This is a genomic window from Mycobacterium sp., from assembly GCF_049683355.1.
GTDB lineage: Bacteria > Actinomycetota > Actinomycetes > Mycobacteriales > Mycobacteriaceae > Mycobacterium.
The window spans coordinates 1-14377 of record NZ_JBAUJB010000126.1 but is presented as its reverse complement, the minus strand read 5'-3'; the positions used below and the strand labels follow the sequence as shown (position 1 = coordinate 14377).

Below are 14377 nucleotides of genomic sequence, written 5' to 3'. Positions count from 1 at the left end.
TTCGACATCGCGATCGATCTGTCGGTGCCGATGCCCGGCTTCATCCTCAAGCGCACGATGAAGGGCGGCGTCGAGACCGCCACCGAGGGTCTGCGCAAGCAGGTGCTCAAGGTCATCAAGGGGTGAGCGGAGGGCCCCTCGCCGGGGTCAGGGTCGTCGAACTGGGCGGGATCGGCCCGGGCCCGCACGCCGCGATGATCCTGGCCGATCTGGGCGCCGACGTGGTCCGGGTGCGCCGTCCCGGCGGCCTTCAGATGCCGGCCGAGGACGTCGACCTGATGCATCGCGGTAAGCGGGTGATCGACCTGGACCTGAAGGCGGACCGTCAGGCGTTGCTCGCGCTGGTGGCCAGAGCCGACGTGTTGATCGACGGCTTCCGGCCGGGTACCTGTGAGCGGCTCGGCATCGGGCCGCGGGACTGCGAGGCCGTCAACCCGAGGTTGGTCTTCGCCCGGATCACCGGGTGGGGGCAACACGGCCCGCTGGCGATGTCCGCGGGTCACGACATCAACTACCTGTCACAGACGGGGGTGTTGGCGGCTATCGGCTACCGCGACAGGCCGCCGGTGGCGCCGCTGAACCTGGTCGCCGACTTCGGAGGCGGGTCGATGTTGGCATTGGTGGGCATCGTCGCCGCGCTGTACGAACGCGAGCAATCCGGCAAGGGACAAGTGATCGACGCGGCCATGGTCGACGGGGTCAGCGTGCTGGCCCAGATGGCGTGGACGATGAAGGCGACCGGGACGCTCAAGGACGAGCGGGAGTCGTTCCTGCTCGACGGCAGTGCACCGTTCTACCGCACCTACGAAACCGCCGACGGCAGGTACATGGCCGTCGGCGCGATCGAACCGCAGTTCTATGCGCGGCTTCTCACCGGCCTCGGTCTGTCGGCCGAATCCCTGCCCGCCCAGATGCATCGCTCGGCCTTCCCCGACATGCAGAAGCTGTTCGCCGAACGGTTCGCCACCAAGACCCGCGACGCGTGGACCGAGATCTTCGCCGGGACCGATGCGTGTGTCACCCCGGTCCTCACCTGGACCGAAGCGGCACACAGCGAACACCTTCGGGCCCGCGAGAGCATCGTCACCCGCAACGGCGTCGACCAGGCCGCGCCGGCACCACGGTTCTCACGTACCCCGCCGGACCCGGCGGCCGCGCCACCGCGTGGGGCGACCCCCATCGACCGGATCGGGTGGTGACCGGGGTTAGCTGCGGAAACCTCTGCGCAAGGCCGATCGCCTGACTACGCTTTGCCAGTATGGCGGTACGCGCTTCCAGCGAAGTCGTGATCGAGGCGCCGACTGCGGCGATTCTGGATGCCTTGGCCGACATCGACGCGGTGGCCTCGTGGTCGTCGCTGCACAAGGACGCCGAGGTCCTCGACCGCTACCCCTACGGGCGTCCCCATCATGTCCGGGCCACGGTCAAGATCATGGGCATCTCCGACCGGGAGATCCTCGAGTACCACTGGGGCGATGACTGGGTCGTCTGGGATGCGGCGCAGACGTTCAAGCAACGGGGACAGCACGGCGAGTACAACCTGGTGCCGGTCGGCGAGGACAAGACCCGGGTGCGGTTCGACCTGATTCTCGATCTGGCTGCGCCATACCCGAATTTCCTGGTCAGGCGGGCCAGGCAGATGGTTCTCGACGTGGCGCTGGAGAACCTCCGCGAGCGCGTGATGCGGTCGACGGCCCCGTAACACTCATCCGCGCCGCAGCGACTGCAACCGCCGGATCGCCTCGTCGAGAGTGTCGTCGCGTTTGCAGAAGGCGAAGCGCACCAGGTGATTCCACTGATCTGCGTGTTCGGCGGCGGGGTCACAGAACGCCGACATCGGGATGGCGGCCACCCCGACCCGCTCCGGTAGTTCCGCGCAGAACGCGGTGCTGTTGTCGTATCCGAGCGGCCGTGGATCGGCACACAGGAAGTACGTCCCGACGCTGTCGTGGACATCGAAACCGATGTCCGCCAGCGCATCCCCGAGCCTGTCGCGGCGCGACTGCAACGAATCGCGCAGCGCGTCCACCCATGCGTCCTCGGTGGCCAGCGCCTGAGCCACCGCGGGCTGGAATGGGGCACCACCGACATAGCTGAGGTACTGCTTGGCTGCCCGCACCCCGGCGATGAGTTCGGCAGGCCCGCAGGCCCATCCGATCTTCCAACCGGTGACGTTGAACATCTTGGCCGCGCTGGAGATGGTGATGGTGCGCTCGGCCATGCCCGGGTATTCGGCCAGTGGGAGATGACGTCTGCCGTCGAAGACGAGGTGCTCGTAGACCTCGTCGGCGATCACCAGCAGATCGGCGGACACGGCCAGTTCGGCCAGCGCCCGCAATTCGTCGTCGGAGGCGACCATGCCGGTCGGGTTGTGGGGTGAGTTGACGATGATCGCCTTGGTCTTCGCGGTCACGGCGGCGCGCAGGGCGTCGATGTCGAGGGCGAAGCCCCGGCCGGCGGGCCGCATCGGCACCGCGCGGCGGTGGCAGCCGGCCATCGCGATCACCGGGGAGTAGGAGTCGTAGAACGGTTCGATCAGTAGCACCTCGGAACCTGGCTCGACGAGCCCCAGCACCGACGCGGCGATCGCCTCGGTGGCGCCGACGGTCACCAGGACCTCGGTGTCCGGGTCGTACTCGGTGCCGTAGCGGCGACGGCGCTGATCGGCGATGGCCTGTCGGAGCGCGGGGATGCCCAGGCCGGGCGGGTATTGGTTCACGCCCTCGGCGATCGCGTGCTGCGAGGCCGCGAGCATCGCCGGCGGACCGTCCTCGTCAGGGAAACCCTGCCCCAGGTTGACGGCTCCGATGCGTGCCGCCAGCGCCGACATCTCGGCGAAGATCGTCACCGCGTAGGGCGCCAGCCTGTGAACCGTCATCAGGTTCGCAGCCTAGCGGTGCCCCCGCTGGGGAGTTCGACGACCGGCTACGTCAGGTCCGAGGGCCTGATTCTCAGCTTGGCCGCGATGCGGGCGAGCGCTTGCTGATCGGTGGCGCTGAGTGGGTCGAGCACAAAATCTCGGACGGCATGCACGTGGATCGGTGCAGCATCAACGACGAGGCGATACCCCACATCGGTGAGCGCGGCGATGGTGTAACGCCCGTCGGTGGGGTCGGGGAAGCGCACCACCCAGCCGCGCTGTTCAAAACGTTTGACCACGTTCGACAACCGCGACAGTGACCCGTTGGTCAGGTACGCCAGCTCGCTCATCCGGATCCGGCGGTCCTCGGCCTCTGAAATGTGGCTCAACGTCAGGTATTCGAACAACGTCAGGTCGACCTTGCGCAGCGGCGCCTCGAGCCGGCCGGGCAGCAGCAGGATGAGGGAGATCAGTCCCGTCCAAGCCTCTTTCTCCGTCGCGGTCAGCCACAGCGAATCTTCTGGTGGGGCCGGGTCCCGCTTCTTGGCTCGAGCCATCCCGGCAGCCTATCCCGAAACCGTCACTTTACGCGTGAAGTCATTGCGTGTTAGTTTGACTTCACGCATGAAGTAAATACCAAGGGAATCGGAAATGCCTGAGATCGAGTTCTTCATCACCCAAGGCTTTGGCGAGATGGCCCGAGAGAAGCTGCATTACAACCAGGCGCTGCGGATCGGAGACCGGGTGGAGATTCCCGGGCAGGGGGGCTGGGACGACGACGTCCGGTTTCCCGACGTGCTCGACGACGAGATCGTGCGGGCCTTCGACAACGTCGAGCGCGTGTTGGCCGCCGCGGGGGCCACCTGGCGGGATGTGGTGACGGTGGACTCGTACCACGTACCGGTCGAAGACGACGAGATCGGCGATGCGCACACCCGGGTGATGGTCGAGCAGTTCCGCAAGCGGATGGGGGACCGGGCCCCGATTTGGACGCAGATCGGAGTCGCAGCGCTGGGCGCGCCGAAGATGCGGGTCGAGATCAAGGTCAGCGCGATCGTCGGGCAGGGCGCGTGAGAGTGGGCCACGAACTCGCCTGAGGGAATGAATCCGCGGTCACGCGCGCTGACTGCAGGCATGACCTTCGCTCTCGGTGAACACTCCGCCCTGCTGCAGCCCGTCACGTTGGGAGGCGCACACATGTCGAATCGAATCTTCATGGCACCGTTGACCAGAACCCGCGCCGATGCCGACGCGACCCCCTCCGAGTTGGCCGCCGTCTACTATGCGCAGCGGGCTTCGGCGGGCCTGATCATCAGCGAGGCAACGGCTGTCTGTGAACAGGCCAATGGCGCCTACATGAACACACCGGGTATCTACACCGATCGGCATCAGGACAAATGGGCCGAGATCGCTTCCGCGGTGCATGCCGCCGGCGGCAAGATGTTCGTCCAGCTGTGGCACGTCGGCCGCATGGCGCATCCCGACATCAGCGGTTTCGACACGGTGGGCCCGTCGCCCATCGCTGCCGACCTGTCGGCCCACACCCCGGTGGGCAAGCAACCCCTGCCGGTACCCCGAGCGTTGACAGAAAGCGAGATCGGTTCGATCGTCGGGCAGTTCCGCTCGGCTGCGCGCCGGGCCATCGATGCCGGCATGGACGGCGTCGAGATCCATTCCGCCAACGGATATCTGCTGCACGAGTTCATGTCCGACGTTGTCAACCAGCGCACCGACGGCTACGGCGGCTCGGCCCGCAACCGTGCCCGGTTCACCGCCGAAGTGGTCGAGGCCGTCGCGGCCGAGATCGGTCCGGAACGTGTCGCACTGCGCATCTCGCCCGGAAACGGTGCCGGCGACATGCGCGAAGTCGACCAGGTCAGCGCGTACGAGGCACTGCTGTGCCGGATCGCCCCTCTCGGCATCGCATACCTGCACATGCTGATCGAGCCCTCGCAACCCGCGTTCGCCGCGTTGCGCACCCAGTGGGAGGGCGCGGTGGTGCTCAACACCCCGCGTGAGGTCCACTCCGACTTCGCCGCGTTGGAACAGCTGGCCGAGTGGGGCGTGATCAGCGCCGCCGCCGCCGTCGGCCGCGGGTTCCTGGCCAACCCGGACCTGATCGAGCGGCTGGTCCTGGGCGCTGAGCTGAACGAGCCCGACGTCGCGACGTTCTACGCGCCCGGGCCTGCCGGCTACATCGACTACCCCACACTCGCCCAGGCGGAGCAACTCTCCGCCTGACTCGGCGGGAGCCTGCGCAGCAAACCCTCCCAACCAACGGGTTGGGTGAAGCTGCTAGGCTGCGGTCCAGAGGACTGTCCTCCCGCGGACCCACTACATGGGGCCCGCACACCAACGTCAATAGGAGTGGGACACCGATGTCCGAAGAAGCCTTTATCTATGAGGCCATCCGCACCCCCCGCGGCAAGCAGCGGAACGGCTCGTTGAACGAGATCAAGCCCGTCAACCTGGTGGTCGGCCTGATCGAAGAAATGCGGTCGCGCTACCCCGACCTCGACGAGAACATGATCAGCGACCTCATCCTCGGCTGCGTCTCGCCCGTCGGTGACCAGGGCGGCGACATCGCCCGCACCGCCGGTCTGGTGGCCGGACTGCCGGAGACCACCGGCGGATTCCAGCTCAACCGCTTCTGCGCTTCCGGCCTGGAGGCCGTCAACCTGGGTGCTCAGAAGATCCGTTCCGGCTGGGACGACCTGGTGATCGCCGGTGGCGTCGAGTCGATGAGCCGCGTTCCGATGGGTTCCGACGGCGGCGCATGGGCCAGTGACCCTGAAACCAACTACCGCATCGGTTTCGTGCCCCAGGGCATCGGCGCCGACCTGATCGCCACCATCGAGGGCTTCTCCCGGGACGACGTCGACGCCTACGCCGCGCGCTCGCAGGACAGGGCCGCAGCGGCCTGGTCGGGCGGGTACTTCGCCAAATCCGTCATTCCGGTGAAAGACCAGAACGGTCTGGTGGTCCTCGACCACGACGAGCACATGCGTCCCGGGACCACCATCGAAAGCCTCGGCAAGCTGAAGACCGCCTTCGACGGTGTCGGGGCGATGGGTGGCTTCGACGACGTGGCGCTCCAGAAGTACCACTCGATAGAGAAGATCAACCACGTCCACACCGGCGGCAACAGCTCGGGCATTGTCGACGGCGCCGCACTGGTGCTGATCGGTTCAGAGAGTGCGGGAAGTGCTCAAAACCTGACCCCGCGCGCCCGGATCGTGGCCACCGCCACCAGCGGCGCCGACCCGGTCATCATGCTCACCGGTCCGACTCCGGCGACCCGCAAGGTGCTCGACCGAGCCGGGCTCACGGTCGACGACATCGATCTGTTCGAACTCAACGAGGCGTTCGCCTCGGTGGTGCTGAAGTTCCAGAAAGACCTCAACATCCCCGACGAGAAACTCAACGTCAACGGTGGCGCCATCGCGATGGGGCACCCGCTGGGCGCCACCGGCGCCATGATCACCGGAACCATGGTCGACGAGCTCGAGCGCCGCGGCGCCCGACGTGCCCTGATCACGCTGTGCATCGGCGGCGGCATGGGCGTGGCCACCATCATCGAGCGCGTCTAGGAGATATGACCATGGCAGAGAACACCATCCAGTGGGACAAGGATGCCGATGGCATCGTCACGCTGACGTTGGACGACCCGACGGGTTCGGCCAACGTGATGAACAAGCATTACAAGGAGTCGATGCACAAGGTCGTCGAGCGTCTCGTCGAGGAGAAGGATTCGATCACCGGCGTGGTGATCGCCAGCGCGAAGAAGACCTTCTTCGCCGGCGGTGACCTCAAGGGCATGATGAACGTCGGTCCCGACAACGCCGCCGAGTCGTTCGCTGAGGTCGAGTTCATCAAGGCCGACTTGCGCAAGCTCGAGACCCTCGGTGTGCCGGTTGTCGCCGCCATCAACGGCGCCGCGCTCGGCGGCGGTCTGGAGATCGCGCTGGCGTGTCACCACCGCATCGCCGCCGACGTCAAGGGCGTGGTCATCGGCCTGCCGGAAGTGACGCTGGGCCTGCTTCCCGGTGGTGGCGGCGTCGCCCGCACCGTGCGGATGTTCGGCATCCAGAAGGCGTTCATGGAGGTGCTTAGCCAGGGCACCCGGTTCAAGCCGGGCAAGGCCAAGGAGATCGGTCTGGTCGACGAACTGGTCGGCAGCGTCGACGAGCTCATCCCCGCCGCCAAGGCATGGATCAAGGCCAATCCTGAGGCGCACACGCAGCCGTGGGACCAGAAGGGCTACAGGATGCCCGGGGGCACGCCCTCGCACCCGGCACTCGCCGCGATCCTTCCCTCGTTCCCGGCGCTGCTCAAGAAGCAGCTCAAGGGTGCGCCGATGCCGGCCCCGCGCGCCATTCTCGACGCGGCCGTCGAAGGCGCGCATGTCGATTTCGACACTGCCAGCCGCATCGAGAGCCGCTACTTCACCACGCTGGTCACCGGACAGACCGCCAAGAACATGATCCAGGCGTTCTTCCTGGACCTGCAGACCATCAACGGCGGCGGTTCGCGTCCGGACGGCATCGGCAAGACGCCGATCACGAAGGTCGGTGTGCTGGGTGCGGGCATGATGGGCGCAGGCATCGCCTACGTCTCGGCCAAGGCGGGTTTCGACGTCGTGCTCAAGGACGTCAGCATCGAAGCCGCCGAAAAGGGCAAGAACTACTCGGAGAAGATCGAGGCGAAGGCGCTCGAGCGGGGCAAGACCACCGAGGAGAAATCCAAGGAACTGCTCGCCCGGATCACGCCGACGGCCGATGCCGCCGATCTCAAGGGCGTCGACTTCGTCATCGAGGCTGTCTTCGAGTCGGTTGAGCTCAAGCACAAGGTGTTCCAGGAGATCGAGGACATCGTCGAGCCCAACGCCGTTCTCGGCTCGAACACCTCCACGCTGCCGATCACCGGTCTGGCGACCGGCGTGAAGCGCCAGGAGGACTTCATCGGCATCCACTTCTTCTCGCCGGTCGACAAGATGCCGCTGGTGGAGATAATCAAGGGCGAGAAGACTTCCGACGAGGCGCTGGCCAGGGTGTTCGACTACACGCTGGCCATCGGCAAGACACCGATCGTGGTGAACGACAGCCGCGGATTCTTCACCAGCCGGGTGATCGGCACCTTCGTCAACGAGGCGCTGGCGATGCTCGGCGAGGGTGTCGCTCCGGCCAGCATCGAGCAGGCGGGTTCGCAGGCCGGCTACCCGGCACCGCCGCTGCAGCTCTCCGACGAGCTCAACCTCGAACTGATGCAGAAGATCGCCACCGCGACCCGCAAGGGCGTCGAGGATGCCGGCGGCACCTACGAGCCGCATCCGGCCGAGGCGGTCGTCAACAAGATGATCGAAATCGGGCGGCCGTCACGGCTCAAGGGTGCCGGGTTCTACGAATATGTCGACGGCAAGCGTGCCGGACTGTGGGAGGGGCTGGGCGAGACGTTCCACTCGGGATCGTCGACACCCCCGCTGCAGGACATGATCGACCGCATGCTGTTCGCGGAGGCGCTGGAGACCCGGAAGTGCCTCGACGAGGGCGTGCTCACGTCGACCGCTGATGCCAACATCGGGTCCATCATGGGGATCGGCTTCCCCCCGTACACCGGTGGTTCGGCGCAGTTCATCGTCGGATATCAGGGTGCGCTGGGCACGGGCAAGGACGCCTTCGTGGCGCGCGCCAAGGAGCTGGCCGCCAAGTACGGCGACCGTTTCACCCCGCCGGAGTCGCTGACCAAGTAATTCTCACCGCATGAGCCCCCGTGACGTTTTGTCGCGGGGGTCCGTGCGTTGGGTGCGTTGCCGCGCAAACTAGGGTCGAAGTGCTCTCTCGCCCACGACCTTGATTCGGCAGGATCATGAAAGGGCGGATCATCGTCAGGGTGGGGAGACGGCCATGCAACTCGGAGCGCGCTCGGTGTGCAGGCTTCATCTGCCGCACCGTGTCGCGCACGTGACGTCGGCTGTGCGCCATGGATAGTCCCACGTCGACTCAGTCCGAGGAGTTGCGCCGGATTCGATTGCTGATCGACCGGTTGCCCGCGCTGATCGGCTACTGGGATCGCGACCAGCGCAACGTGGTGGCCAACCAGAGTTACGTCGACTACTTCGGAATGACTCCGGAGGAGATCCGGGGGCGTCACATCCGGGACGTGCTGGGCGAGGACATCTACGCCCTGAATCTGCCCTATATCCAGAATGCACTCGCCGGCCGCGAGCAGTTGTTCGAGCGAACGCTCATCGACCAACGGGGCGCGACGCGCTACACGCAGGCTTCGTATCTGCCCGACGTCGTCGACGGTGTCGTACGCGGCTTCTATGTCCAGGTCACCGACGTCACAGCACGGGTCGAGGCCGAACGTGCTCGCGACGAAGCAGTCCGGATGTACGAGATCAGCATCGCGAACGCGCCGTTCGGCAACGGTGTATTCGATACGAGCGGGACTGCGCTGCAGGTGAACTCGGCCTTGTGTGACCTTCTGGCCTGTTCCGCGGAGGACCTTGTCGGGTCCGACTTTCGGCGGTTCATTCATCCGGAATATCTGCCGGCGGCCGAGGCCGACCGAGTGGCGCTGGTTCGCGATCGAGAACAGGTCTCCTCGGAAGGACGGTACGTGCGCCTGGACGGGACGACGATCTGGATGCAACGCAATGCCGTGCTGGTGCCGCACGGCCAGGGCGCGGATGATGTGCTCGTCGCGCAGTTCCAGGACATCACCGCCCGCAAGCGGGCCGAAGCGGAGCTCGCCAGGATGGCGGTGACAGATCCGCTCACCGGTCTCAACAACCGCCACGCCTTGGAGGAGTGTGTGCGGCACCACCGCGACACGGGGCTGGGGGCTTCGATCGGCATCATCTTCGTCGACCTCGACGGCTTCAAAGAAGTCAACGACGCGCACGGGCACATGGCAGGCGATGCGGTCCTGGTCGAAGCAGCGACCCGGTTGGCGGCGGTCGTGCCCGCACCCGCCTCGGTGTACCGACTGGGTGGCGACGAATTCGTCGTCGTGGTGCCTTCAGTGGAATCGGAAACCGCCGTCTCTCGGCTCGCCGCCCTCCTCGGTGCGGCGATGGCCGGGCGCTATGAGGCTGCCGCCGTGCCGGTTTGGCTCGCCGCTTCCGTCGGGAGCAGCCACGGACCGGCCGCTGAGGTCGAGAGGCTCCTGCGTATCGCGGATTCCAACATGTATCAGCACAAGGCGCGGCGCCGCAGCGGCGGGGCGCTCAGCACGGAGCCGTGAGCCGTCGGGCGGCCTACCGCTTGACTCGCGCTGCCGAATCCGGCGACGGCGCGATGCCGTGTGCGAGTGCGTGCCCCGCGTCCACGCCGGCGGCGAATTCCCGCACAAGGCGAATGACGGTGCGAGTAAGCAGCTTACGACGGGGTCGCTTCCAGCGAGTGGGTGCTTTGTGCAACATGGCCCCTATGCTGCCGGGGCAGCCGTTGCGGGCACAGTGGCCCTGGTGCCACTCTTCGATAAGATAGTGCCATGCACACCGTTGCGATCCTCGCTTACGACGAGATGTCGGGTTTCGAGTCCGGCCTGGCGGCGGAGATCTTCGGAATGGCCGAGTTGTCAGAGATGTTCTCGGCGGGTATCCCCGCGCCCGGGTATTCGGTGAAGCTCTGCTCCGAGACCCCCGAGATCCGGTTGCTCGGCGGCGCGACGGTGCGCACCTCGTACGGGCTCGATGACCTCGCCGTCGCGGACACCGTCGTCATCCCCAGCGTTCGAGATGTCGCGCAAACGACGTCGCCGGAACTGGTGGACGCGATCAAGGCGGCCGACGACCGGCAGGCCCGACTGGTGTCGATCTGTTCGGGTGCCTTCGCGTTGGCCGCCGCTGGGGTGCTCGACGGCCGGACCGCAACCACCCACTGGATCTACGTCGACCTGCTTCGGCAGCGTTACCCGGGTGCCGACATCGATCCGGCACCGCTGTATGTCGACAACGGGCGGGTCCTCACCAGTGCGGGTTGTGCTGCAGGCCTCGATCTCTGTCTGCACATCGTGCGGTCGGACCACGGGGCGCAGGTCGCAAATGATGTGGCCCGCCGCTTGGTGATCTCACCGCACCGTGCCGGTGGACAGGCCCAGTACATCGAGAACCCGGTTCCCGAGCCTGCCGCTGATGGGCGGATCGCTGCGGGGATGGCCTGGGCGCTCGAGCACCTCGACGCATCCATCACGCTCGACGACCTTGCCGCCCAGTCGGCGATGTCGCGACGCAGCTATCTGCGCCAATTCGCCAAAGCGACCGGAACGACGCCGATCAAGTGGCTGATCGAGCAACGGATCCAGGCCAGCCTCACGCTGCTCGAGTCGTCCTCGTACTCCGTCGAGCAGATCGCGGCTCGCGTCGGTTTCGAGTCGCCGGTGACCTACCGGTATCACTTCGTGCGCCAGATGCGCACCACGCCCAGCGATTACCGGAGTTGCTTCACCGGCGAATCCGGTTGAGGCTGTTCACCCCGCCGTCGGCACGCCACAATGGGTCGGTGCCCGAAAGCTTTACCGAAAAGTTCGCGGCAGGTCTTGCCAGTTACGGCGACCGGCCTTGCATCGAGTTCGAAGGACGTTGGTACAGCGGGGCTGACATCGACGCCTATGCCGAAGCGATCGCGTCGGCGCTGGACAGCGCCGGTGTCGCCGATGACGCTCCGGTCGGCCTGGTGGTCCGCAACCGGCTGCACCACGCCGCGGCGATCATCGGATTCCTAGCCGCGGGCCGTCCCGTCTCGATGATCTACTCCTTCCAGTCGCCGGAGGTGATCGGGCGCGACGTGGAGAAGCTCGCCCTGTCGGCCGTCGTGGCCGACCCCGAAGACTGGAGCAGCGAGGTCATCGCGGCCGCCAGGCGCACGGGCAGTGCAGGCATCGCGATCTCACTGAAAGCGCCGGCCGTCGCCCCGGTCGAAGGGGCGGAGCATCGAGACAGTACCCGCCATCATGCCCGGTCCGAACCCGGTGTGGCACTCGAGATCCTCTCCAGCGGCACGACCGGGCCACCGAAAAGGCAGGCGCTCGGGGCTTCTGTGCTGGAACGGACGGTGTTCAGCGTCACCAGCGGTGAAGCGGCGTCACCGGCTGCGCCTCCCGAGTTCGCGTACTGGCAGTTCGGCGGCATCGGCGTATGCCAGTTGATCGCCGGGATCTACAACGGACGCCGGATCGCGATGCTCGAACGCTTCACCGTGGACGGCTGGGTCGAGGCGATCAAGAAGCACCGCATCACACGTGGCGGTGTGCAGCCTGCGGTGATTCGAATGCTGCTCGACGCCGACGTGCCCACAGAGGATCTCGCGTCGCTGGAGTTCCTGATCAGCGCCTCGGGACCGCTGGACCCGGAGACACGTGGCGAGTTCGAGCATCGCTACGGCATTCCCATTTGGCTGGCCTACGGGGCAACTGAATTCGCCGGGTCGCTGTGTGCATGGACGCCGGAGATGCTTCGCGAATTCGGTGAGACCAAGCGCAACAGTGTGGGGCGTGCGCTGCCCGACACCGAACTGCGGGTCGTCGACCCGGAGACCGGCTCCGTGCTTGCTCCCGGTCGGCAGGGTTTGCTGGAGGCCACAGTGGCTCCGCTGGGCCAGGACTGGATTCGCACTACCGATATCGCCAGCTTCGACACCGACGGCTTCGTGACCTTGTTCGGGCGGGCCGACGGCGCGATCAACCGCGGTGGGTTCAAGGTGCTGCCCGAAACGGTGCGGAAGGTCCTGATTACGCAACCCAATATCCGGGACGCCTGCGTGGTCGGCGTGCCCGATGTTCGCCTTGGACAGGTGCCGTTCGCCGCAGTCGAGGTGGCCCCAGGCACCGACCCACCTTCGGCCGACGAACTCGAAGAGTTGGTGCGCCAATCGCTGCCGGTGTACAACGTTCCGGTCGCCTTTGCGGTCGTCGATGCGTTGCCGCGAAACCCCGCTCTGAAGGTGAGCCTCCCGAATGTCGCTGCGCTCTACCCGGGAAAAGCGTGACGGTGGTTGCGGAAGTTCCTACACCGCACCGAGATCGGCCGACAGCCAGTGTTCCGCTTTGACAAACACTGCCACGCTTTCGCCGTGCTCTCGCCGCGCGAACTCCAGGTAGGGTTCAACCTGCTCGGGTGCGAGGTAGCGCCGGGTCATCTCGACGAGTTGGTCGTCGGTACCGGGTTCGATACGCAGGACGGGGCCGTCCACTGCGACGTAGCGCACGGTGGGCTCCACGCGATCGACCATCAGCGATAGGAAGCCGCTGGATTCGATCAACCGGTGTTTGCGTGAACCTTTCCCGGTGATGAACCACGGGGCACCGCCGGGTGCGTACTGGTACCAGATGGGCACGGTGAGCGGGCCGCGATCGGTGCCGGCGTGGACAGACAGTGCCGCAACATGCGGTTCGGCGAGGAACTGTTCTCGTTCATCCTTCGAAAGAGCCATGAGGGCACGCTACCGACGGGGTGTGACAGATTCCGGGTGTTCTCCCTGGAATCCACAGCCCGGAACTGTGCAACCACCTCTAGAGTCAGACGGCATGCGCTTCGGACTCTTCATCCCCCAGGGTTGGCGGCTGGACCTGGTCGGAATCGAACCCGGCGACCAATGGCGGGTGATGTCGGATCTCGCCACCCACGTCGACGAGGGCGGCGTCTGGGACTCACTGTGGGTGTACGACCACTTCCACACGGTGCCGATGCCGACGGACGAGGCCACCCACGAGGCATGGTCGCTGATGGCTGCGTTCGCCGCCACCACGTCGAGGGTCAAGTTGGGTCAGATGTGCACGGCGATGAGCTACCGCAACCCTGTCTACCTCGCCAAAGTCGCAGCGACCGCCGACATCATTTCCGGAGGCCGGGTCCAGATGGGGATCGGCGGTGGCTGGTACGAACACGAGTGGCGCGCATATGGATACGGGTTTCCCTCGGCCGGGGTCCGGCTGGCGCGACTCGACGAGGGCGTGCAGATCATGCGCGACGCCTGGCGTGACGGGATGGTCACGTTCGACGGCAAGCACTATCAGGTCGACGGTGCCATCGTGGCGCCCAAGCCCCTCCAGGATGGCGGTATCCCGCTGTGGATCGCCGGCGGCGGGGAGAAGGTCACGCTGCGCATCGCCGCGAAGTACGCCCAGTACACGAACTTCACGTCGGAGCCGGAAGGGTTCGCCCACAAGTCCGAGGTGCTTGCCGACCATTGTCGGGCGGTGGGAACCGATTTCGGCGCGATCGTCCGTTCGGCAAACGTTAACGTCGTCACCGGCGCCACCGAGTCGGATGTCAAGGATCGGCTCGCCCGGGTGCGGTCCCGGATCGGCGCACTCACCGGGGACGCCGCCGCGGATGCGATGCTTAAATCGATGAGCACACCCCAGTCCGGCAGCGGGACCCCGGAGCAACTCGTCGAGGCACTACAGAAGCTCCGCGACCTGGGCTGTGAATACGTGATCTGCTACTGCCCCGAGGCGGCCTACGACCGTTCGGGCATCGAGTTGTTCGAACGCGAGGTCATCCCGGCGCTG

13 protein-coding genes and 1 pseudogene are annotated in these 14377 nt (G+C 66.1%); 11 read left to right on the top strand and 3 right to left on the bottom strand.

Translation table 11 applies throughout. The features are described 5' to 3' along the window. The 3 genes and pseudogenes from WA944_RS08110 to WA944_RS08100 all read left to right on the top strand — a co-directional run. Positions 1 to 126, top strand: a pseudogene (locus WA944_RS08110) (SRPBCC family protein); the annotation flags it as partial. Then, positions 123 to 1199, top strand: a complete 1077-nt coding sequence (locus tag WA944_RS08105; protein ID WP_526368906.1) for a CaiB/BaiF CoA transferase family protein — start codon at positions 123 to 125, stop codon at positions 1197 to 1199. The pseudogene WA944_RS08110 and the gene WA944_RS08105, both read left to right, overlap by 4 nt. Before the next feature lie 59 nt (positions 1200 to 1258). Then, entirely contained in the window at positions 1259 to 1702 is a 444-nt protein-coding gene (locus WA944_RS08100) for an SRPBCC family protein (protein ID WP_526368904.1), read from the top strand. A 3-nt stretch (positions 1703 to 1705) separates the two neighbouring features. Here WA944_RS08100 and WA944_RS08095 read toward each other — a convergent pair whose 3' ends face one another. After that, a complete protein-coding gene (locus tag WA944_RS08095; RefSeq protein ID WP_526368902.1) occupies positions 1706 to 2878 on the bottom strand; it encodes a pyridoxal phosphate-dependent aminotransferase in 1173 nt (390 codons plus the stop codon). Between the two features lie 47 nt (positions 2879 to 2925). Continuing rightward, positions 2926 to 3417, bottom strand: coding sequence for a MarR family winged helix-turn-helix transcriptional regulator (locus WA944_RS08090; RefSeq protein ID WP_526368900.1), 492 nt, complete (start codon positions 3415 to 3417; stop codon positions 2926 to 2928). A 94-nt stretch (positions 3418 to 3511) separates the two neighbouring features. Between WA944_RS08090 and WA944_RS08085 the strand changes: the two genes are divergently transcribed. From WA944_RS08085 to WA944_RS08055, 7 genes are all read left to right on the top strand, one after another. Further along, complete coding sequence (locus WA944_RS08085; RefSeq protein ID WP_526368898.1) at positions 3512 to 3934, top strand: Rid family hydrolase; 423 nt, start codon at positions 3512 to 3514, stop codon at positions 3932 to 3934. A 60-nt stretch (positions 3935 to 3994) separates the two neighbouring features. After that, complete coding sequence (locus tag WA944_RS08080) at positions 3995 to 5101, top strand: alkene reductase (protein ID WP_526368896.1); 1107 nt, start codon at positions 3995 to 3997, stop codon at positions 5099 to 5101. A 137-nt stretch (positions 5102 to 5238) separates the two neighbouring features. After that, positions 5239 to 6450, top strand: a complete 1212-nt coding sequence (locus tag WA944_RS08075) for an acetyl-CoA C-acetyltransferase (RefSeq protein ID WP_526368894.1) — start codon at positions 5239 to 5241, stop codon at positions 6448 to 6450. Positions 6451 to 6461: 11 nt separating this feature from the next. Continuing rightward, complete coding sequence (locus WA944_RS08070; protein WP_526609509.1) at positions 6462 to 8609, top strand: 3-hydroxyacyl-CoA dehydrogenase NAD-binding domain-containing protein; 2148 nt, start codon at positions 6462 to 6464, stop codon at positions 8607 to 8609. 230 nt (positions 8610 to 8839) lie between these two features. Beyond that, on the top strand, positions 8840 to 10108 hold the full coding sequence (locus tag WA944_RS08065; protein ID WP_526368694.1) for a diguanylate cyclase: 1269 nt from the start codon (positions 8840 to 8842) through the stop codon (positions 10106 to 10108). 249 nt (positions 10109 to 10357) lie between these two features. Then, the gene (locus tag WA944_RS08060; RefSeq protein ID WP_526609513.1) at positions 10358 to 11329 is read left to right on the top strand and encodes a GlxA family transcriptional regulator; all 972 of its coding nucleotides are present in this window, start codon (positions 10358 to 10360) and stop codon (positions 11327 to 11329) included. Positions 11330 to 11367: 38 nt separating this feature from the next. Further along, positions 11368 to 12852, top strand: coding sequence for a class I adenylate-forming enzyme family protein (locus WA944_RS08055; RefSeq protein ID WP_526368690.1), 1485 nt, complete (start codon positions 11368 to 11370; stop codon positions 12850 to 12852). Between the two features lie 18 nt (positions 12853 to 12870). On the opposite strand, the gene WA944_RS08050 is transcribed toward WA944_RS08055, so the two are convergent. Then, positions 12871 to 13296, bottom strand: a complete 426-nt coding sequence (locus WA944_RS08050) for a pyridoxamine 5'-phosphate oxidase family protein (RefSeq protein WP_526368688.1) — start codon at positions 13294 to 13296, stop codon at positions 12871 to 12873. A 94-nt stretch (positions 13297 to 13390) separates the two neighbouring features. Between WA944_RS08050 and WA944_RS08045 the strand changes: the two genes are divergently transcribed. After that, positions 13391 to 14377: LLM class F420-dependent oxidoreductase (locus WA944_RS08045; RefSeq protein ID WP_526368686.1), on the top strand; the 987-nt coding region annotated here is incomplete at its 3' end.